We start from the raw sequence: 21,313 nt of genomic DNA, 5'->3' as shown, positions 1-21,313 counted from the left end.
CTCGCCTTGTAAGGGCGATGCTCTCCCAACTGAGCTAATCACCCACATATAAATTAAAACGCTACTATTAAAATAAATAGTACTGGACTTTAACCAGTGAACTTCGCCGTTACTTGTAAATAGCGGTGATGCTCTCACTTCTTGTAACTGAGCTAACGACCCATATTACAATTTTAATACATATCACTATTAATATAACAATAGGTTTTATATGTGGTGGGTGATACTGGACTTGAACCAGTGACCCTCGCCTTGTAAGGGCGATGCTCTCCCTACTGAGCTAATCACCCACATATAAATTTAAACGCTACTATTAAAGTTTAATAGTACTGGACTTTAACCAGTGAACCTTGCCGTTACTTGTAAATAGCAGTAGGCTCTCTTTTTTCTAAGTGAGCTAACGCCCCATATAGAATATTAGATACGACACATTAAAATGTGGTGGGTGATACTGGACTTGAACCAGTGACCCTCGCCTTGTAAGGGCGATGCTCTCCCAACTGAGCTAATCACCCGCATCTAAACAACACCACATTGCTGCGTTGTTGTGGGGCGCTATTATAGATAGAGTTGCAAATGTGTCAACACTTGAATGATAAAAATGTGCTGAATGAAGCTTTTATAAACAATACAGTGCGAACGGTGTTCACTTTATCAACAAACTAATATTAAACGAACAATTGTTAAGCTTAATGTTTATTTAAAGTCGGCGGCGTAGACTAAATAGATGTCATTAGTGGTCGGATAAACAATAAAATATTTATGTAATAAAAGACTAACTTTCAATAATTGTATTGCGTGATACAAATTAGCGGATAATAAAAAGTTATTTAAAGTTTAACATGCCAATGAACAGCGCTTTTTTAGTAGTAAAACAGCACCAAGCTAATTTGCATATAAATGTATACCCTTTAAATCATATTCAAACTCATATTATCGGTTGAATAGGGTACTTAGTCGTATACATGTGGCGAGTACAACAACGTAAAGCGCAACATGACATCTAAATTAGTATGAAAATCTGTTTTTTAGCACGTATGATAGCCAGTTTGTTGAAATTTAAACCATTTAAATAATGTCGCATAAAAAACTGTTGACTTTATTTTGGGGGGTGCATAGAATGCGCCCCGCACTAAGCGATACACGACGTGATTATCACCGAGCGTATTGAATAAGTTGGGGCTATAGCTCAGCTGGGAGAGCGCTTCGCTGGCAGCGAAGAGGTCTGCGGTTCGATCCCGCATAGCTCCACCAATTTTTAGTGTTTGTCCTAGGGTAACAGTTTTCTGTGTCCCCATCGTCTAGAGGCCTAGGACACCGCCCTTTCACGGCGGTAACAGGGGTTCGAATCCCCTTGGGGACGCCATTTAACTTTTTAGTTAAAGGCGGTTTTACCGAGAAAATAGCGTAACACATAAAGCTCGAGTCTTTATTTGTACTATACGCCATTACCTTAAAGCTCAGGATGTGAGTAAAACTAATCAATTGTCCTAGTGACACATATTCTGTGTCCCCATCGTCTAGAGGCCTAGGACACCGCCCTTTCACGGCGGTAACAGGGGTTCGAATCCCCTTGGGGACGCCACTTACCTATTTTAAATAGGGAAGTGCAGTGTTATTGAGCAGCTCGCCTGAAACGAGTCAAACCATTCAGTTGTCCTAGTGACACATATTCTGTGTCCCCATCGTCTAGAGGCCTAGGACACCGCCCTTTCACGGCGGTAACAGGGGTTCGAATCCCCTTGGGGACGCCACTTACTTATTTTAAATAGGGAAGTGCAGTGTTATTAAGCAGCTCGCCTGAAACGAGTCAAACCATTCAGTTGTCCTAGTGACACAGAAAATGTTTCTGAGAAGATAATGCCATTCGCCTTGCAGGCTCGGCTCATCTTACGCAGAAATAGCAAATCAGTGATTTGCAAACCAATTTCTGCGTCCCCATCGTCTAGAGGCCTAGGACACCGCCCTTTCACGGCGGTAACAGGGGTTCGAATCCCCTTGGGGACGCCACTTACTTGTTTTAAATAGGGAAGTGAAGTGTTATTGAGCAGCTCGCCTGAAACGAGTCAAACCATTCAGTTGTCCTAGTGACACATATCCTGTGTCCCCATCGTCTAGAGGCCTAGGACACCGCCCTTTCACGGCGGTAACAGGGGTTCGAATCCCCTTGGGGACGCCACTTACTTATTTTAAATAGGGAAGTGAAGTGTTATTGAGCAGCTCGCCTGAAACGAGTTAAACCATTCAGTTGTCCTAGTGACACATATTCTGTGTCCCCATCGTCTAGAGGCCTAGGACACCGCCCTTTCACGGCGGTAACAGGGGTTCGAATCCCCTTGGGGACGCCACTTACCTATTTTAAATAGGGAAGTGAAGTGTTATTGAGCAGCTCGCCTGAAACAAGTCAAACCATTCAGTTGTCCTAGTGACACATATTCTGTGTCCCCATCGTCTAGAGGCCTAGGACACCGCCCTTTCACGGCGGTAACAGGGGTTCGAATCCCCTTGGGGACGCCACTTACTATTTTAAGTATTGTATAAAGCAGAGTTACATAACACTCTTTTTGCACGATGTTATCAAGAGTATCAATCTCTTAGCTATGTCATTTACTACTTAGATAGGACGTGCAGTGTTATTAGAATAAAACTACAAATTAATACCCTCATTTCATACTTCATATTCATATCATTCTATTCACACTTTGTTACAAAACCAAAGCTGTAATCACTCCATATTCCTTGTTGTACTTTTAATTAGTCTTTAAACTCATAGAGTTAATTTAAATATGGACTAAAAAATGAAACTCACAAAAATTGCACTTGCTGTTTTACTTGCATCAGGGTTAGCTGCATGTAATAGCTCAACTCAAGCTGTTGATAAAAATATTGTTACAGAAACATCAATTCCTGGCGTTACACTTATTGAATCAGTGGAATCTAATGCAGGCGAAATCAACATACCGTATAAAAAATACAAACTAGATAACGGTTTAACTGTAATTGTACATGAGGATCATTCAGATCCCTTAGTACACGTTGATGTAACATACCACGTTGGTTCTGCTCGCGAGGAGTTGGGTAAGTCAGGCTTTGCTCACTTTTTTGAGCATATGATGTTTCAAGGTTCAGAAAATGTTGCTGATGAGGAACATTTTAAAATAATATCTGAAGCAGGCGGTACTTTAAATGGTACTACTAACTCAGATAGAACAAATTATTTTGAAACAGTACCTGTAAATCAATTAGAAAAGATGTTGTGGCTAGAAGCTGACCGAATGGGCTTTTTACTCGATGCTGTAACCCAAGAAAAATTTGAAGTACAACGCGAAACAGTAAAAAATGAGCGCGGCCAACGTGTTGATAATCGCCCTTATGGTCGTTTAGGTGAGCGTGTTGCTCAAGCTATGTATCCAGATGGCCATCCATATTCATGGCCTGTAATTGGTTTTATGGACGATTTAAATCGCGTAAATGTAAATGACTTAAAAGCATTCTTTTTAAAATGGTACGGACCAAATAATGCAACGCTTACTATTGGTGGCGACATCAACGCTAATGAAATACTACCATTAGTTACTAAATACTTTGCACCAATACCAAAAGGTCCTACAATACCTAAAGTTGAAAAAACAGCGGTAACACTAGATGCCGATAGATATATTTCAATGGAAGATAAGGTTCACTTACCTTTATTAAGTATGAGTTTCCCAACGACTTATGCTCGCTCTGAAGATGAAGCACCTCTTGATATACTTGCTGAAATACTAGGTGGAGGTAATAATTCACTACTATACAAAAACCTAGTTAAAACTCAACTTGCTGTTCAAGCAAGTGCAAATCATCCATGCCAAGAGTTAGCATGCTCAATTAGCCTTTATGCTTTACCTAATCCTACAGCAGGAAAAACGTTAGCTGATATGGAAAAAATCATTCGTGATTCATTTACTGAATTTGAAAAGCGTGGTGTTACACAAGATGATTTAGATAAAGTAAAAGCTAAAATAGAGTCAGGTGCAATTTTTGGTCTGCAAAGCGTATCAGGAAAAGTCTCTCAACTAGCCGCATCTGAAACGTTCACAGGTAACCCAAACTCAGCTAAAGATGAGATTGCACGTTATAACAAAGTTACAAAAGCCGATGTTATGCGTGTTTTTAATCAATATATCAAAGGTAAGTCTGCCGTTATTATGAGTGTTGTGCCAGAAGGCCAAACTCAACTTATAGCTGCCCCAGACAACTTTACTCCTAAAGCGTATGATTTTGGAGGTCCATCTACAACTTCAGCTGATGATTTAGTGGCACGAAGAGCTGTTGATACATTTGACCGAAGTGTTCATCCAGAGGCCGGCGCTAATCCTGCTGTTGATGTTCCTACTCTTTGGCAAACTAAGACCGAAAACGGTATTAAAATATTAGGTACTCAAAGTATAGAAACGCCAACTACTGCTATTTTTATTAAAGTTCCGGGTGGCTTGTATAATGAGCAAGCTGGTAAAGTGGGTTTATCGTCAATGACTGCATCGTTAATGAGCGAGTCAACGCAAAACTACACTACGGAGCAAATGAGTAATGCGCTTGAAAAACTGGGTAGCCAGGTAAACATATACGCTGATAAAACACATACTAATGTGTATGTTTCTAGCTTAACCAAAAATGTAGATGCAACGCTAAAGCTTGTTGAAGAGAAGTTATTTAAACCATCATTCAATGCCGATGACTTTGAGCGTAATAAAAAGCAAATCATTCAAAATATTCAACATTCAATGAAGGATGCAGGTTATTTAGCATCTAATACATATAGCAAATTACTATATGGCGACAATATAGCTGCACTTCCAAGTACTGGAACGCTTAATAGTATTGAGGCTATTACATTAGATGACGTTAAAGCTTTTTATAACGCAAACTTTAAACCACAGGGCGCGCAAGTCATTATTGTTTCTGATTTAAAAGAGTCAACAATTGAGCCAAAAGTTAAAGCTGCACTTGCAAACTGGCAAGGTAAATCGAGCCCAATTGCCGTTGATTTCAGCGAACCTAAAGTCGAAACTAATGTCATTTATTTGGTTGATAAACCAGACGCTCCTCAATCAGAAATTCGTATTGGTAAACGCGATATGGTTGAAGACATTACAGGTGAGTTTTTTAAAGCTAACTTAATGAACTTTGCATTTGGTGGCACTTTTAACAGTCGTATCAATCTAAATTTACGAGAGGATAAAGGCTACACTTACGGTGCTCGCTCTCGTTTTTGGGGTGACAAAACATCAGGTGGCTTTACAGCCTCTGCAGCGGTGAGAGCCGACTCTACTGCAGCGTCTATTACAGAGTTTACTAATGAGCTTAATAACTATGCTCAAAACGGTGTCACTGACGAAGAGCTTATGTTTATGCGTAAAGCCATCAATCAAAAAGATGCGCTTAAATACGAAACGCCTAATGCAAAACTTGGCTTTTTAGCACAAATATTAGAGTTCGATTTAAAACCTAGCTTTGTAAAAGAAAGAAATGAGATTGTTAGCAATATTAGCAAAGAAGAAGTTAACGCCTTAGCTAAAAAACACTTAAATACTAAAGATATGATTTATTTAGTAGTGGGTGATGCTAAAACACTTCGTCCAGAGCTTGAAAAATTAGGCATGAAGGTTATTGATTATAGCCTTTAATATTTAAATAAATAATTAGAATTATAAAGCAGTTTTTTTAGCTGCTTTTTTTTGCCTAATTGTAGGGCGTTTTAAACTTTCTGTGAAAATAGATTACAAGGAACAACTACAGCGCCTTTCCTTAAGATATAATTTTGCAGCTTTAGCCTTCAAAGAACATCACATTCCTAGCTTTATCATTCAGTACTTATAAAGATTCAATTTGGTAACATAAATTTAAACATCCAACCTTATTAGGAGGATTTATGGCAAGTGGATGGGCACGCGATGGTGCAATTCAAGATCAAATCGACGCCAGCGTTAATGATGCTGTGCAATATGCTAGAAGTAACTTAGTTTCTGGAGCCAGTGCCGAGCTATGTGAAGAATGTGAAGAACCAATACCACAGGCACGAAGACTTGCGTTACCAGGTGTTAAGTATTGTGTAAGCTGCCAAGTTGAACTAGAAGGTAAAGGCGCACTTTCTAAAGGGCTTAATCGGCGTGGCAGTAAAGATAGTCAATTACGATAAAAAGGTGCATACAGCACCTTTTTTAAAATTGTATCAGAGTTAAGCTTAAATAATTAAAAAGCCGCTTAGTAAACCTATTAAATATATTTACAAAAATTTATTCATATTTTCTTTTTTCTGAATAAGTTCAATTGAGTAGCCATCTGGATCTTTTACAAACGCTATTTCTGTTGTGCCACCCTTTACTGGACCTGGTTCACGGCTTACGTTACCGCCAGCGGCCTTGATATCAGCACAGGCTTTATAGATATCATCAAACTCAATCGCGATATGACCATAGGCATTGCCTAAATCATAGCTGTCGGTATCCCAGTTATAGGTCAGTTCAAGCACTGTTGTGTCAGTTTCTTCACCGTAGCCTACAAAGGCGAGGGTATAGCGGTACTCTTCGTTATCAGCACGGCGTAACTCTTTCATACCAAGTACTTGAGTATAAAACGCAATTGATTTATCTAGATCTGCAACCCGTAACATGGTGTGTAGTAAACGCATTTAAATCCTCTTTAAAATTCATATAAATTTTTATAACGCAGCTAGTTTTAAATACTATTGCTGCGCAGTTAAAATATCAATAATCCGATTATAAATTATTTCTGTGAGCATCACAGTATCATCGCCATTAGTATTTATAAACTGCACAACGACTGTATCGATATCTTTATAATAACGAGCAATGCTTGAATACCCTAATACCCAACCTGTGTGTTCATACTTATAAAGTGATGCATACAAAGCTTGCTCTTGTTCGTCGAAAAAAGTCCCTTTGTTTAAAGCAAAAATAAAGTCGCCTACATCTTGTGCGGTTGCCACATAGCCTTGATCGAGTGCTTTAAAATCATTCTCATAACCTACGTAGTAACCACTCATCAAATCTACTAAATTGATTTCATGTACAGATGAAAACGTATGCGTTAGGCCCTGTGGCGTTAAAATTTCATCTTTAATATATTGGTTATGATCATAACCCAGCACGTTAGACATAATTTTTCGCAGCAACAAATAATTGGTATTAGAATAGCCATAGTCAGCATCAGGGCTAAAATCAGCGGGTTTATCGAGTACTAATGCAAGTGGGTCAGGGTAGGTGATTGACCAATCGAAATTATCAGTGTCTGTGTAATTGGGTATGCCACTTTTGTGTTTTACCATCATTCGTAGTGTTATTTTATCTGCGTTTTCAATGCGTCCAATTAACGATGGAAGATAATCAGCCAGTGTTTTATCTACATCAATACGTCCAGCGGCTGAAAGTTTGGTTAAAGCGGCTGCATCATATAACTTTCGAATGCTGCCAATTTTAAAAAGTGCACTAGGGTAAGCGGGTATTTTGTGCTCTCTATTATGCCAACCATTTGCAAAATATTCAGGTTGCTGCCCTTGTTTATGAATATACACAATAATGCCATCGACTCCTTGTTCAATAGCCTCTTGTGTTTGTGTTTGAACGTTAGCGGGCAGTGGGTGAAAGTAATATAAAGCAAACTGCCAAGGGGCAAAAATGTATATGCTAGTAAGAGTAACAATGAGAGCTGCAATCCGCAGAAGTGTAAGCGCTTTTTTGTTCTTCAATTGTATCATTGCATTCTGGCTTCATTTATTTTTGGAGTGTGAGGAACAGCTTTTTACTCTACTAAACAGCAATATCATGTGATATTGCTGTTTAGTTATGGGGAGTTTGACTGTATTAAAGTATATTTTTACTTATTAACTTTGCCCTTAAGAACATAGATTTCACCATCGAAACTCCCTTGAATCGTCAAACCTTGTCCTGCTAGCTCTTTAAGGTACTCTATGTGTTCCTCTGTAATATGCTGCCCAGGCACCAAAAGCGGAATACCTGGCGGATAGGGGGTAACTAAACCGGCACAAATACGGTTGTTACTTTTACCGATAGGCACAGATTCGCGCTCGCCATAAAAAGCATCACTTGGAATACACGCAAGGTCTATAGCGGGTAGGTTTTCAGGCAAGCGAGATCGTCGCGTCGATTTTGACAACTTCACTTTACCGCTGTCGAGTTTTTTGAGCGCATTATAAAGACGAATTATTTTTGAGCGCGTGCCGCCAAGCGTCAGTAACACTAAGATGGTGCTGTGAGTGTATTTTTCTATTTCTAGGCCAATTTCATCCAGCAGGTATTTATGAATATCCTTTAACGAATAAGGTAATTCGCTTATGTCGATGAGAATTTTTAGCGGATCGTGACCCATGTTATCACCACTGAAGTGCGGAAATATTTCCATAAAGTCTTGCTTACCTAGTACTTTAATTTGTTTGAGTGAAGCCATCTGTTGTTTAAATTCTTCCACATGGTTCAACAAAGCATTGAGTAACTTATAGCCTTCCATCTCTAATTGCTTTTGGCACACATCAAGCGACGCGATAAGCTGATATTTTGGCGATGTACTGGCGTAAATACTGTAAATCTCACGAAAGAAATCAGCATCGAAATCAGGGTCGTTAACATGAATATAAGACGCTTGAGAAAACGCCGATACCACTTTATGCGCCGAATGAGTGACGTAGTCAGCGCCAGCATGAATGGCGGAATAGTATCGTAGGCTTGGATGAAACAGCGAGTAAGCAAACCATGCCTCGTCAATAAATACTTTAATACCATGTTGATGGGCAAAATCGACCACCTGTTTCAGATCGCTCAGTAGGCCATCGTAAGTACAACCGGTGAGAACCAGCAATTTTGCATCGGTATTTTGTTCTATCGCTTGTTTTATATCGGCCAACGACGGCGGCGCAAAAATGCCATATTTAGGATTTAAAATACTCGACAAATAAACAGGTAAACTCGCTGATTGCAAAATGCCATAGTGCACAGATTTATGACAATTGCGGTCGATGATCACTTTATCGCCCTTACGCAGCAATGTCTGCAAGATGATTTTATTTGAGGTAGACGACCCATTGGTAACGAAATAGGTATGCTTGACTTCAAACGTCGCCGCTGCTGACTCTTGCGCACGGCCAATGGTATTAGTACTATCTGACAATGAACCTAACGAATCAACAGAAACCGACAGATCGCCCACGAACACATTACGACCATAAAACTGATAAAAATCTTTAATATAAGGAGAATTTCTAAAGCTCGAGCCGCCACTGTGACCTGGTGTGTGCCAAGAATCGTTTGCTTCGCCAACATAGCGGCGGTACGCAGTCCAAAATGGGGTCTCTGAGCGGTCATCGAAATCGTTGATCATATAGCCTAAAATTGCTTCAGGATCAGAAATTACCTCATCTTTAAAAAAGAAAGACTCAATCTCCTCCGACTCATTAACGATTTCAAGCCCCTTCGTATCATCGCCAATAACATAAACAGGCAGCTCAAGGCGGATCCCTTTTAACTGCTCGATAAAGCGACTATAAGTGCGTTCGCCAACCTTATTTTGCAAATCCCAGCTAAGCACTACAGCCTGAATATCACCATCTTCCTCTACAATGTCCAACGCTTGTTTTAGCTCAAGACGCTCAATAATATCGATATGAATATCATCTCGCTCAAAATTGACAATAGTCTTCGACAGATTCGTTGAAAGCTCTTGTAAGGTGACTGGATCTTGCTCAATTAACAAGATACGAAGTATTGGTAGCATAGGAATTCTCGTAATAAAATTTCATAATGCTCAACAGCATAACTAAAGGATTGACGCTTGTGAAATTAATACTTTGAAAATGTTCCAATAATTACGGCAAATCACGAATAAACAGATTTTATTTGAATTGATTTACAAGGTATGAAAAATGAAAGGTGCCAAAGTTAGACACCTACTTTGAATAAACAAAAAAGTAACACTGGAATACGAATTAATCATTGAGCTTATTCTTATAAGCCTGATAATTGAGGTTTAGTATTAACAATCGTGCTAAATGAACGTTTTTTATTTACGGATCTATTCTGCTTTATCTTTAAACTCTTTAGGCACTACTTTTTCGAGCTTCTTTTCTACTTCAACAACGTTCTTACCCATAGCAAACTTATCAAGGTTTGAGTCGGCCAGCCGAAAGATAATAAAAGTAGATGCAAAAGGTAATACCTATAGGATGCTTTTATTAACTTCCTGACTGTTACTATCGACATAGCATTATTTACCCTAATTAAACAGCTAACAGTCTCAATAGTTTTAGTTTTTTAGAACAATGTTTTGGCCTACTAAGTGCATTTTTTAAAAATCCATTCTAAAGGCCCGTGTTTAAAATACTTGAGCCAAAACACACTGAAAATTATGCTAATTATGCAAAAGACCAATGCGGAAAATATTGACAAGTCTATGGTTTGATTAACGAGTAAGCCAGTTGCCTCAAGAATTCCCATGCCAATAATGACATGTGCTACATACAGAGTTAACGTTAACTGCCCAGTTTTGCTTAGCCACTCAATTAACCGGTTGGTAGGAAATACACTTGCTAGTTTTAGAGAAACCAGCAAAACAAGAACGGCAGAGCTTGCAGCTGAAAACATATATTGTGGCAACGGCGGTATTATTGACGTGGTTAACAAAAACTCAATTTCATCTTTTGACATGCCAATAGACGGGTCATCTCCTGCCCACATTCTCAGCATATAGAAGCTTGCTTCTACAATAAGTAAAATACTTAAAGACCATGTAAACAAAGACTTCCTTACATTAGCATTGGATAAATCTTGTTTACCCAACCATATGCCAAATAACAAGAAACCACACCATGGTAAAACTGGGTGATAACCATTAAAGAAAAGGTGTCTAATCACTCCTTCATTTGTCCAAAAACCAGAATAACTAAGCTCAAGCCAATCCCATCCTTTTTCGTAATCAAAGAATAGCCACATTAATGGAAATGCAAAAACAAAACCGATAGATGCACTGAGCAGTTTCTTGCTGCTAAGAGTAAATAATAATGCAGCTATCAAAAAATAGAATGCATAGAATTTCAAGATGTCGGCTTCCCAAATAGGTGTAAAAGCCAAGCCAATCAAAAGTAGTAAAACAGACCTTTTTATCAAAGAGGTTCTTACTTGCTTGATGTGTTCAAGTGATTCACTGGTAACACATTTTTTAGTTAAAAACGCAATACCTATACCCGCTAATATAACAAACAAAGCCGAAGCCCGACCTTCGAATAGAGCCGCAAACTCTATTAATTGTGGTGTGCCAATATCGGCGTTCATGGCTAACTTAAAGTTGACAATAACCATACCAAAGAGCGCTAACGCTCTTGCAAAGTCAATACCGATTAGTCTATTCACTCTCTTGCTCCACAGAATTCATTTTTAACTTTTGAGACATTGCTGTATCATAATGGAACTTAATAGATGATACAAGGCTGTCTCATAAAATGGATGCAAGAACAAATAATTCGAGAAAAAAAATTATTCAATCGGGGTTAAAACTGTTTATTCAAAACGAGGACTCAACGCTAGTTGACGTGGCTAAAAGGGCTGAAGTTGGTAGAGCAACGGTGTACCGCCAATTTAAGCATAAGGAAGCGCTTCAAGAAGAGATTGCGTTATATTGTTTAGACCGCTTTGATGAAGTAAATATGTCCGTTGAAAATAAAGCTAAAGACTCATTGGATGCTATTAGGCTTGTATTCGAAAATACTTTGCCGTTATACGAGGAATTCGCTTTTTTGCAAAAATTCGAGAAGATGTTTCAGAAAAGTGAAAAGCTTCAAGTTCGTATACAACAGCAAGATAACGAGATACGAGAATTGATAAAACTTGCGAAAGATGAGGGGTTATTAAGTAAGCACTTCTGTGTTGATTGGGGTTTTTATTTTTTTGAAGGTTTATTGTACGCAGGTTACAAGATGAGTCATCTAGATAATTACAGTTCAGGTAAGGCAGCACATTTAGCTTTTTTATCGTTCAAGAGTGGGGTTGCTTCATAATCCCCTGCAAGAATATAGATGTAACATTAATTTACTGAAGACAGTTACTAAGCACATCTTGTGGTTAATTTATTTAAAAGATCAGTTTGCTACCTATCTGTTCTTTTTTGGGTGGAAATCGACACAACTTAAGCCAGCGATGTCGCAACATGACACTGGGTAAGCCAAAGCTAAGGTCCGCTTTCGTATCTTAACAGGTGGGAGCTATTCAGTCTTATCTTTAAACTCACATAAATCTTCAATTATACAGCTGCCACACTTTGGCTTACGCGCCACACAGGTATAACGTCCATGTAAAATGAGCCAGTGATGTACATCTACTTTAAACTCTTTAGGCACTACTTTTTCGAGCTTCTTTTCTACTTCAACCACGTTCTTACCCATAGCAAATTTAGTACGGTTTGATACACGGAATATATGCGTATCTACAGCGATGGTGGGCCAGCCAAAAGATAATTAAGGTAGATAGCAAAAGGAAAACCCATGTACTGCTTTTAGCCATATGCTGACATTAAGCCTTAGCAAATTCAGGAGCATATTTAGGGCTATATATCTACATTGTTTTGACGGCTAACCTTAGTTTTTTTGAGGTTTGATTGTTTGCATCAATAGGCATAGTGATACTAAAGCTACGCCTGCCCAACCTATTACTTTAAATTTTTCCCCAATAATGACTATAGCTAAAACAGTTGCAACTAATGGTTCAATTAAGGTGATTAATGTCGCTTTACTTGCATCTATATAATTCAAGCCAAAACCAAATAATAAATATCCTAAAAACATTGGAATTATTGCCATATATAAAGATACGAAAGCATTAGATGAACTTGAAAATAAGTTATCACCCGTAAACCATAATGAAGGAAGTAACAGTAGTGCAGCACAACCGAATAGCCCAGACATGGACGATGTTGAGTGAACGCCACTTTCAATTAAACACCTTGCCGCCCATGAATAACCTGCATAAGTTAAACCAGCAATACAACCTAAAATAATCCCCAAACCCTGTTGATTGATACTGTAAGCATTATTATTACTCTGGTCTTTACCTAAAGTTAACAGAGCAATACCTATAGCACCAATGACAAAGCTCAACATCCATTGCAATGAAATGTCCTTTTTGCTAATAAGACGTTCAAGGATTCCAGCAAAAAAAGGTGCAGTGGCTATAGATACTACAGTACCAATGGCAACACCTGATAAGCGCATTGAGGTATAGAATGCTAATGGGTAAATAGCGACAGAAGTGACACCTAAGAGAAATATTTTAGGCTGTTCGAGCATCAGCTTATAATCTATAAGTAGCTTTTTTCGAGCTGTGATTACAAGTAACACTCCTCCTATCCCCATAGAGAATGCACCAATAGCCAAAGAGCTTACATCTGGGGAGTAGCTTGCAGCAGTACCAGTTGTCCCCCACAAGAAACTAGCAACAATAATCGCCATTACACCTTTAAAACTTCCGTGATGATTTTCCACAATGAGACTTATTTATAATAACTTCAATATAGAAATAGTATGCTAATTATGTAGGGTGTTTTTAACAATTAAGACGCAATAGTTAACAATTCCGACTAAGTTTACTTTTTGAATTTTGTTGGTGATAGACCAAAGTATTGTGAAAACTTTCGGCTAAAGGCCGAGGGTTCTTTATAACCTACTTTTTCACCAATAATTGGTAACGGATAATCTGTATGCGTAAGTAATGCTTGGGCTTTTTCCATTCGAAGTTTTGTTACGTACTTCATCACGGTCATACCTGTTTGTATTTTAAATAGTTTCTTAAACTGTGTTTCACTCAGGAAAGCAGATTCAGCTAAACATTTAATTTGAAGCTGCTCTGCAATATTTTGCTCTATGAAGGATATTGCTGTACCAATGCGACTATCTACCTTTGGTAATAAAGTTTGCTCTGCCAGCAGTAAGCTGAACATTTCGAACATCGCCTGTTCTAATTGAGCATTAACTTTGTTTTCTAGTTGGTTTTCGATAAAAGTTAAGTAACTTCTAAGAGATGAGTTAATTGCAAAAACAATACATTGTGAAGATGAAATATTTAGCGGAAGATTTTTCATATCTACGACTACAAACCTAGCTTCAGTGTTTGCAGTGAACAGGTGCTCTTCGTTGGCTTTAACTACAACACATTCACTTGGTGCAACTTTTCCATTGAAATCACCAACACATATATTTATGACACCACGTAAAGGTAGAACCAACTGATTAAATTGATGTGAGTGACGAACTGGCTTTGTGCTATAGGAGCGGATGGATAATAGATTTTTCATAATAATAGAAAACGTATTGCCTTATTTCATCATGATTAGGGTTATATATCTTAGAGTAATGAATTCTAAAGTGAAGTCTTAGTTTCTACTGGTGTTTTTAATTAAAGTTTATATGATCAATGTGGCGGCTTAGTTGACTGTCAAGATGATGATAGCTCTACGTTTAATGGATACTAAAAATATCTCTGAAAACTATTGATGCTAATGTCCGTTATCGTATCAAAGCAGTCTAAACATTACTCAGTCTTATCTTTAAACTCACACAAGTCTTCAATTATACAACTGCCGCATTTGGGTTTGCGGGCTGTACAAACATAACGTCCATGTAAAATGAGCCAGTGATGTACGTCTACTTTAAATTCTTTGGGGATCACTTTTTCAAGCTTTTGTTCAACGGCTACCACGTCTTTACCCATGGCAAGCTTAGTACGGTTTGATACACGGAATATATGCGTATCAACTGCAATTGTCGGCCAGCCAAAAGCGGTGTTCAGTACCACATTGGCTGTTTTACGGCCAACGCCAGGCAGGGCTTCGAGCGCTTCACGATTCTCAGGCACTTCACCGTTATGCTGATCAACCAGTATTTGGCACATTTTGTAAACATTAGCGGCTTTGGAATTAAACAAACCGATGGTTTTAATGTAATCACGCAGTGTGTCGTGGCCAATATCTAAAATAGCTTGCGGTGTATTAGCAACCGGAAAGAGTTTACGGGTGGCTTTATTTACCCCTACATCGGTGGCTTGTGCTGAGAGTGTTACGGCAACTAGCAACTCAAACGGGCTTGAATATTCAAGCTCCGTTTCAGGATGTGGGTTGTCATCGCGCAAGCGAGTAAGTATTTGGTAACGTTTTTCTTTATTCATCTCACTTAAAACGCATTAGCTTTTATTAAGTTAATGTGTTTTCCCCTTAGGTTAAGCTAGTAACACGTGCACGTGGGCCTTTTTCAGCTTCTGGCGGCGTTACTTGTTTTGATTTTATTTGTGCATCAATGACGTTTTTTGCGGCGATCAGCAGCCCAAGCCCTAAGAATGCACCTGGTGGTAAAATGGCCAGTAAAAACTGGCTATCAAAGCTAAATACTTCGATGCGTAAAGCTGAAGCCCAAGGACCGAGTAATAAATCGGCGCCATCGAATAAGGTGCCTTGGCCAATCAGCTCTCGCATAGCGCCAAGTACAATCAGCACCAACATAAATCCTAAGCCCATCATCAAGCCATCAAAGGCAGATAAATACACTGGATTTTTAGAGGCAAATGCTTCAGCACGACCAATAATGGCGCAGTTAGTCACAATCAACGGAATGAAAATCCCCAGAGATTGATAAAGGCCAAAAGTGTAGGCGTTCATTAACAGCTGCACAATCGTCACAAAACCGGCAATGATCATTACAAAAACCGGTATTCTGATATCTTTAGGCACCCAGTTGCGCACAAATGATACGGTAATATTAGAGCCCACTAACACTAACAAGGTTGCTAAGCCTAAACCTAGCGCATTAGTGATTGTGGAGGTAACAGCAAGTAAAGGGCATAAACCTAATAACTGTACTAAGGCGGGGTTATTTCCCCATAAGCCTTCTTTGTAAAGGGTTTTTAATTCACTCATGGTGTTACCTCAGGGCAAGCATTCGCTGCTGCAAAAAGATCATCAAAGTTATTTTGTGCATACACTACGGCGTTTTTAACTGAGCCAACTACAGCGCGAGGCGTAATGGTTGCGCCAGTAAACTGATCAAACTGACCGCCATCTTTTTTAACGGCCCAACGCGCGTCACTTTCGCTTTGTACTGTTTTTGAATTAAATGAGGTGATCCAGTCTGATTTTTTAATTTCGACTTTATCGCCCAAACCTGGGGTTTCTTCATGCTTAGTAACCCTTACACCAGCAACGCTGCCATCGCGATATACCGCGCTAAGCAAGTTTATATCGCCACTGTAGCCGCTAGGAGTGACATGACGAATGACTAATGCAACGGGCTCGTCATCTTTACGTGCACGGTAAATTACTTGGTTGTCGTATGGCCCAAGTAAAGGGTCTGATATAATCACACAATCTTGAGAAAGTTCATTAGTGTACTTGCTGTGCGGTAATACTTCTTGTAACTGATTAGTTAATTGCAGTTGCTCTTGCTCTGCAATCTTATCGGCCGTTAACGAGTTTATGGTGGCCACTAACCCTGTTGTAAGGAGTGCGAAGCCGCATAATATTGCGCCATTTTTTACCATTGAAGAAATAATCATTTTACTGCTCCATGGCCATAGGTTCTTGGTTGTGTGTAGTAATCAATAAGCGGAACTGCAATATTGATCAGTAATACGGCAAATGCAACGGCATCCGGAAAGCCACCAAATGTACGAATTAAATACACAATTAAACCAATCGCGGCACCATAAATAAGGCGGCCTCGATTAGTGGTCGCAGCTGATACAGGATCGGTTGCAATAAAAAAGGCTCCGAGCATAGTCGCACCACTAAATAAGTGAAATACCAGACCCGGCTCAGTGCCTGGCGAGGCAATATAACCAATTGCAGCGCATAGGCTTAAACTGGCAATAAAACTAATTGGTATATGCCAGTTAATCACTTTTGTTTTTAATAAATAAAGGCCACCGAGTAAGAAGGCTAAATTAACCCAACCCCAACCTAGGCCAACCCATTCATTAAATACCGGTTTTTGCATACTTTCAGTGACGGTAAGGCTATGAGCAATATCTGTTTTTAACGTATCAAGAGGGGTGGCCATCGTGCTGCCATCAATACCCACTCTGAGCTGATCTAAGCTGTATCCTAACGTTGTAAAGTCACTAAATATTAGACTAAGCTGCTGGCTAAAAGTAATGCCCTTATTGAGTAACTCTGTAACGGGTAACCAGGCCGTCATTTGCACAGGGAACGACACTAATAAAAGTACATAAGCTGCCATTGCAGGGTTAAATAAATTAAAGCCTAAACCACCATAAAGTTGCTTAACAATAACAATGGCAAACAAACACCCTATAACAATAACCCACCACGGCGCTAAAGGCGGAACACTAATCGCTAATAGCACGCCGGTTAGCCATGCGCTGCCATCGCTTAATGAAGGCCAAATAGGGCGCTTACGCATTAGCATAATGGCTGCTTCAAATGCGCTTACACACACTAACGCTAATAATAATTGAATAAGGACACCGGTGCCAAAAAATACAACTTGTGCAATAACACCAGGAATACAGGCCGCAATCACAGTTAGCATTAACCGTGTCACAGACTTGTGACTATGATTGTGGGGTGAACTGGCCATGGTTAGTTTCATGACTGATCGTTTCCTTCTTTTTGTTGCTTTTTAGCTTTAGCACGGGCAATGGCGGCGGCTACGGCGGCTTTTTTCTTCGCTTGAGCTGTTTGCTGTGAATTTTCTGAAGATTCATCGTTGCCTTGTGGCTCAGCGTTTTCATTCTGTTGTGCTAATGCATTAGCTTGTGCTGCTTTCTTAGCTTTAGCACGGGCAATAGCAGCAGCTACCGCAGCTTTTTTATCATCGGCAGCGGCTGGCGATTCAATTACTGTGTCATCACTTGGCGCTTGCTCATTGGCTTGGGCAGCCTTTTTGGCTTTAGCACGAGCGATAGCAGCAGCCACGGCGGCTTTTTTATCATCGGCAGCGACTGGTGATTCACTTACTGTGTCATCACTTTGCGCTTGCTCATTGGCTTGTGCTGCTTTTTTGGCTTTAGCACGGGCAATGGCTGCAGCTACCGCGGCTTTTTTATCATTGGCAGCGACTGGCGATTCACTTTCTGTGTCATCGCTTGCTGTTTGTGCATTGGCTTGTGCTGCTTTTTTAGCTTTAGCACGGGCAATAGCAGCAGCTACCGCGGCTTTTTTATCATCGGCAGCGACTGGCGATTCACTTACTGTGTCATCACTTTGCGCTTGTTCATTGGCTTGTGCTGCTTTTTTGGCTTTAGCACGGGCAATAGCGGCAGCAACGGCTGATTTTTTATCATCTACAGGCTCGTCATCACCATTGTTTTGTGCTTTTTGCTCTTTATAAAGGCGAGCTTGCTCTTTACGTGCTGCGCGCTCTTTTGCAACTTCACTGTTATCTGGCTCGAGTTCGCCACCTTGCTTTTTCGCTTTAGCACGCGCAATTGCCGCTGCTACAGCTGATTTATTGTCACCATCGCTGGTTTTATCTTTAACGCGGGCAAGGGCATCGGCTACTTTTTGCTGCTCTTCGGTCGATTTAGGGGCAGGTTTACGTTTATGGCGATTTTTTCGCTCAGCTTGTTCTTGCTCTAAACGCGCTTTACGTGCATCAAAGCGCTCTTTAGCGCGATCTGATTTTATCTTCTCGGCAATTTGCTCTTTAATTTCAACTTTTGCAACGCGGTAATACTGAACAAGTGGTATTTCACTAGGGCATACATAGGCACAGGCACCACATTCAATACAGTCAAATAAGTTATGCTCTTGGAGTTTGTCGTATTCTTTTGATTTAGCAAACCATTGTAATTGTTGTGGCAATAACGAGGCAGGGCAGGCATCGGCACAGGCACTGCAGCGAATACAGGCTTTTTCTGGGCCAGGCTCTGCTAATTCTTTATGATCTGGGGCAAGTATGCAGTTTGTTGTTTTAACAACGCCAATACGAACTGTGGGTAAGGTAAAGCCCATCATAGGGCCGCCCATGACCACGCGTTGTTGTGGCACCGGTGAAAAACCTTGGCAATCAAGTAAGTGCTTAATTTCAGTACCTAATAACGCCCATACATTGCCTGGATTATGTATAGTATTGCCGGTAACGGTAACGACACGTTCAATTAACGGTTTACCTTCGTATACAGCTTGCTGAATCGCAAATAAAGTGCCGGTGTTATGTACTAAAATGCCGATATCAGCAGGGATACCGCCGTTTGGTACTTCACGGTTAGTGAGCAGTTTTATTAGCTGTTTTTCACCGCCAGAAGGGTAAACAGTAGGCACGGTTTGTATTAAGATATGCTCGTTATGCTTCGCCGCTTCTGTCATGGCTGTGATAGCCTCGGGCTTATTGTCTTCAATGCCAATAATACACAGCGTCGGATTGAGTAACTGCTGCATTAGCTCAATACCTTTGACTATTTCAGCGGCGTGCTCACGCATTAAGGTATCGTCAGCCGTGATGTAAGGTTCACACTCAACCGCATTAACAATCAAAAATTCAATAGGTTGTTTAATATCAGCTTTTACATAGGTTGGGAAGCCTGCGCCGCCCATGCCAGAGATCCCCGCATTATGAATAACATCAACCAGTTCATCGTGTGATGCAGTGGCTGGGTTTGCTAAAGGCGATAATTCACACCAGGTTTCGTTGCCATCGGGTTCAATAATAATGCTCAATTCAGGTAATGCCGAAGGATGCGCTGATGGCATAGGCGTAATATCAATAATAGTACCTGATGTAGGTGCATGTATTGGCACCGACCAATTAGCTGATGGCTTTGTTAACGCTTGGCCTTTTAACACGTGCTGGTTTTTTTCAACTATTAATTTACCACTAGCGCCAATGTGCTGCTTTAAAGGCAGAACAAGTTTTTCAGGCAAAGGGAGTCTGGCTATAGGCGCACTATTAGATAATGATTTCTGCTGAGGAGGATGTACGCCGCCAGGAAATGCCCAAACGGTGCCTTTTTTTATTTGTTCAAGTAACTTTTCCACTCAAACCTCTAATCTATTTGGGTAACAGGAATAGCGTCTAATTGCCATTTCCAGGTTTGTTTTGTTGGTGCAACAGGTAGCATGTCAATACAATCGACCGGACAAGGTTCAACGCACAAATCGCAGCCAGTGCATTCGTCAATTAGAACGGTATGCATTTGACGTGTTGCACCCACAATGGCATCAACAGGGCAGGCTTGAATACATTTAGTACAGCCAATACATTCTTCTTCGCGGATATACGCCACTGTTTTAACCGGATCTGCTTGTTCGCCGCCAGCGAGGGGTTTAGCCTCAACCCCCATTAAATCAGCTAGCTTTTTAACGGTCGCTTCACCACCTGGAGGGCATTTATTTATTTCATCGCCATTGGCAATGGCTTCTGCATAAGGACGACAGCCCGGGTAACCACATTGGCCGCATTGTGTTTGCGGTAAAATAGTGTCGATTTGTTCTACAACAGGATTACCTTCAACTCGAAAGCGTACTGCTGCAAACCCTAAAATTAATCCGAAAATTAACGCCAGCAAACCCAGCGCTATTAAAGCGTACAACAAGGTCATATTAAAACTTCACTAATCCAGTAAAACCCATGAAGGCCATTGACATTAAACCTGCCGTTATCATTGCGATTGAGGCACCTTTAAATGGGGTTGGTACGTCTGCTGCGGCTAAACGTTCGCGCAATGCAGCAAATAAAACCAATACTAATGAAAAACCCACCGCAGCACCAAAGCCATAAACGGCCGATTGTAAAAACGTGTGATCTTCTTTGATATTTAATAAAGCAACACCCAAGACCGCACAGTTAGTGGTTATTAAAGGTAAAAATATTCCCAGTAACCGGTAAAGCGTTGGACTGGTTTTTCTGACAACCATTTCAGTAAATTGTACAACAACAGCTATCACTAAAATAAAGCTCATTGTTTTCAGATAGGTAATATCCAATGGTAATAAAATATACTCATTTACTAAATAGCTTGTCACAGAGGCAAGCGTTAGCACAAAGGTAGTTGCCAAAGACATACCTATGGCTGTGTCAAGTTTCCCAGACACACCCATAAACGGGCAAAGGCCTAAAAATTGTACTAATACAAAGTTGTTGACTAACACTGTTCCAATTAATAACAAGACGTATTCTGTCATGTGTGCCTCACGCTAATAAAATCCCGTGTATTATCCTTTTTTCTACTGTGATTAACAACACGTTGAGTGATTATCAGTTAAATAAACAACGTTAAATAATGGGCTAATTGTAAAGGGTTAAAATCAA

Annotated in this window: 16 protein-coding genes, 10 tRNA genes and 2 pseudogenes; 11 read left to right on the top strand and 17 right to left on the bottom strand. The window is 40.1% G+C overall.

The window, feature by feature from the left end:
* Positions 1-214: 214 nt before the first annotated feature.
* Positions 215-290: transfer RNA gene (locus tag QL986_RS17820), tRNA-Val, on the bottom strand.
* A gap of 149 nt (positions 291-439) precedes the next feature.
* Positions 440-515, bottom strand: a tRNA-Val gene (locus QL986_RS17815).
* Between the two features lie 663 nt (positions 516-1,178).
* Between QL986_RS17815 and QL986_RS17810 the strand changes: the two genes are divergently transcribed.
* The 10 genes from QL986_RS17810 to QL986_RS17765 all read left to right on the top strand — a co-directional run bounded on the left by QL986_RS17810 (position 1,179) and on the right by QL986_RS17765 (position 6,178).
* A tRNA-Ala gene (locus QL986_RS17810) sits at positions 1,179-1,254 on the top strand.
* A gap of 36 nt (positions 1,255-1,290) precedes the next feature.
* Positions 1,291-1,366 (top strand) — tRNA-Glu (locus QL986_RS17805).
* A 143-nt stretch (positions 1,367-1,509) separates the two neighbouring features.
* Positions 1,510-1,585: transfer RNA gene (locus tag QL986_RS17800), tRNA-Glu, on the top strand.
* Positions 1,586-1,678: 93 nt separating this feature from the next.
* Positions 1,679-1,754 (top strand) — tRNA-Glu (locus QL986_RS17795).
* Between the two features lie 180 nt (positions 1,755-1,934).
* Positions 1,935-2,010: transfer RNA gene (locus QL986_RS17790), tRNA-Glu, on the top strand.
* Between the two features lie 93 nt (positions 2,011-2,103).
* Positions 2,104-2,179, top strand: a tRNA-Glu gene (locus QL986_RS17785).
* 93 nt (positions 2,180-2,272) lie between these two features.
* A tRNA-Glu gene (locus QL986_RS17780) sits at positions 2,273-2,348 on the top strand.
* Positions 2,349-2,441: 93 nt separating this feature from the next.
* Positions 2,442-2,517 (top strand) — tRNA-Glu (locus QL986_RS17775).
* A 281-nt stretch (positions 2,518-2,798) separates the two neighbouring features.
* The gene (locus QL986_RS17770; protein WP_016900426.1) at positions 2,799-5,666 is read left to right on the top strand and encodes a pitrilysin family protein; all 2,868 of its coding nucleotides are present in this window, start codon (positions 2,799-2,801) and stop codon (positions 5,664-5,666) included.
* Between the two features lie 245 nt (positions 5,667-5,911).
* Entirely contained in the window at positions 5,912-6,178 is a 267-nt protein-coding gene (locus tag QL986_RS17765) for a DksA/TraR family C4-type zinc finger protein (protein ID WP_013465296.1), read from the top strand.
* An 87-nt stretch (positions 6,179-6,265) separates the two neighbouring features.
* On the opposite strand, the gene gloA is transcribed toward QL986_RS17765, so the two are convergent.
* The 5 genes and pseudogenes from gloA to QL986_RS17740 all read right to left on the bottom strand — a co-directional run bounded on the left by gloA (position 6,266) and on the right by QL986_RS17740 (position 11,417).
* The gene (gene gloA, locus QL986_RS17760; protein WP_013465295.1) at positions 6,266-6,670 is read right to left on the bottom strand and encodes a lactoylglutathione lyase; all 405 of its coding nucleotides are present in this window, start codon (positions 6,668-6,670) and stop codon (positions 6,266-6,268) included.
* A 54-nt stretch (positions 6,671-6,724) separates the two neighbouring features.
* Positions 6,725-7,756, bottom strand: coding sequence for a serine hydrolase domain-containing protein (locus QL986_RS17755; protein ID WP_013465294.1), 1,032 nt, complete (start codon positions 7,754-7,756; stop codon positions 6,725-6,727).
* A gap of 119 nt (positions 7,757-7,875) precedes the next feature.
* Complete coding sequence (locus QL986_RS17750) at positions 7,876-9,786, bottom strand: aminotransferase class V-fold PLP-dependent enzyme (RefSeq protein ID WP_013465293.1); 1,911 nt, start codon at positions 9,784-9,786, stop codon at positions 7,876-7,878.
* 312 nt (positions 9,787-10,098) lie between these two features.
* A pseudogene (locus QL986_RS17745) lies at positions 10,099-10,170 on the bottom strand (endonuclease III); the annotation flags it as partial.
* Positions 10,171-10,343: 173 nt separating this feature from the next.
* Entirely contained in the window at positions 10,344-11,417 is a 1,074-nt protein-coding gene (locus QL986_RS17740) for a DUF418 domain-containing protein (protein WP_013465292.1), read from the bottom strand.
* Between the two features lie 89 nt (positions 11,418-11,506).
* On the opposite strand from QL986_RS17740, the gene QL986_RS17735 reads away from it, so the two are divergent.
* Positions 11,507-12,061, top strand: a complete 555-nt coding sequence (locus QL986_RS17735) for a TetR/AcrR family transcriptional regulator (protein ID WP_028834979.1) — start codon at positions 11,507-11,509, stop codon at positions 12,059-12,061.
* Between the two features lie 204 nt (positions 12,062-12,265).
* Here the strand turns inward: QL986_RS17735 and QL986_RS17730 are convergent.
* The 10 genes and pseudogenes from QL986_RS17730 to rsxA form a co-directional block, all read right to left on the bottom strand.
* Positions 12,266-12,514, bottom strand: a pseudogene (locus QL986_RS17730) (endonuclease III); the annotation flags it as partial.
* Positions 12,515-12,637: 123 nt separating this feature from the next.
* Positions 12,638-13,507: an EamA family transporter gene (locus QL986_RS17725; protein WP_013465289.1), complete on the bottom strand. Its 870-nt coding sequence runs from the start codon at positions 13,505-13,507 to the stop codon at positions 12,638-12,640.
* A gap of 134 nt (positions 13,508-13,641) precedes the next feature.
* Positions 13,642-14,349, bottom strand: a complete 708-nt coding sequence (locus tag QL986_RS17720) for an AraC family transcriptional regulator (protein ID WP_016900424.1) — start codon at positions 14,347-14,349, stop codon at positions 13,642-13,644.
* Between the two features lie 236 nt (positions 14,350-14,585).
* A complete protein-coding gene (nth, locus tag QL986_RS17715; protein ID WP_013465287.1) occupies positions 14,586-15,218 on the bottom strand; it encodes an endonuclease III in 633 nt (210 codons plus the stop codon).
* A 46-nt stretch (positions 15,219-15,264) separates the two neighbouring features.
* Positions 15,265-15,963 (bottom strand): electron transport complex subunit E, encoded by a 699-nt coding sequence (locus tag QL986_RS17710; RefSeq protein WP_013465286.1) that lies wholly within the window; start codon positions 15,961-15,963, stop codon positions 15,265-15,267.
* Positions 15,960-16,598 carry an electron transport complex subunit RsxG gene (gene rsxG, locus QL986_RS17705; protein WP_013465285.1) on the bottom strand — a complete coding sequence of 213 codons (639 nt, stop codon included), beginning with the start codon at positions 16,596-16,598 and terminating at the stop codon, positions 15,960-15,962. The genes QL986_RS17710 and rsxG overlap by 4 nt, the downstream gene beginning before the upstream one ends.
* A complete protein-coding gene (gene rsxD, locus QL986_RS17700) occupies positions 16,595-17,653 on the bottom strand; it encodes an electron transport complex subunit RsxD (protein WP_138765487.1) in 1,059 nt (352 codons plus the stop codon). Before rsxD ends, rsxG begins: the two co-directional genes overlap by 4 nt.
* Positions 17,650-20,040 carry an electron transport complex subunit RsxC gene (gene rsxC, locus QL986_RS17695; RefSeq protein WP_016900422.1) on the bottom strand — a complete coding sequence of 797 codons (2,391 nt, stop codon included), beginning with the start codon at positions 20,038-20,040 and terminating at the stop codon, positions 17,650-17,652. Before rsxC ends, rsxD begins: the two co-directional genes overlap by 4 nt.
* 8 nt (positions 20,041-20,048) lie before the next feature.
* Complete coding sequence (rsxB, locus tag QL986_RS17690) at positions 20,049-20,603, bottom strand: electron transport complex subunit RsxB (protein ID WP_290191770.1); 555 nt, start codon at positions 20,601-20,603, stop codon at positions 20,049-20,051.
* Between the two features lies 1 nt (position 20,604).
* Positions 20,605-21,186, bottom strand: a complete 582-nt coding sequence (gene rsxA, locus QL986_RS17685) for an electron transport complex subunit RsxA (protein ID WP_008115244.1) — start codon at positions 21,184-21,186, stop codon at positions 20,605-20,607.
* Between the last annotated feature and the right edge of the window lie 127 nt (positions 21,187-21,313).

The sequence above is a fragment of the Pseudoalteromonas sp. APC 3250 genome (assembly GCF_030407915.1).
In the GTDB taxonomy this organism is placed as follows: Bacteria; Pseudomonadota; Gammaproteobacteria; order Enterobacterales; family Alteromonadaceae; genus Pseudoalteromonas; species Pseudoalteromonas tetraodonis.
This window is presented reverse-complemented; position numbering and strand designations above follow the sequence as displayed.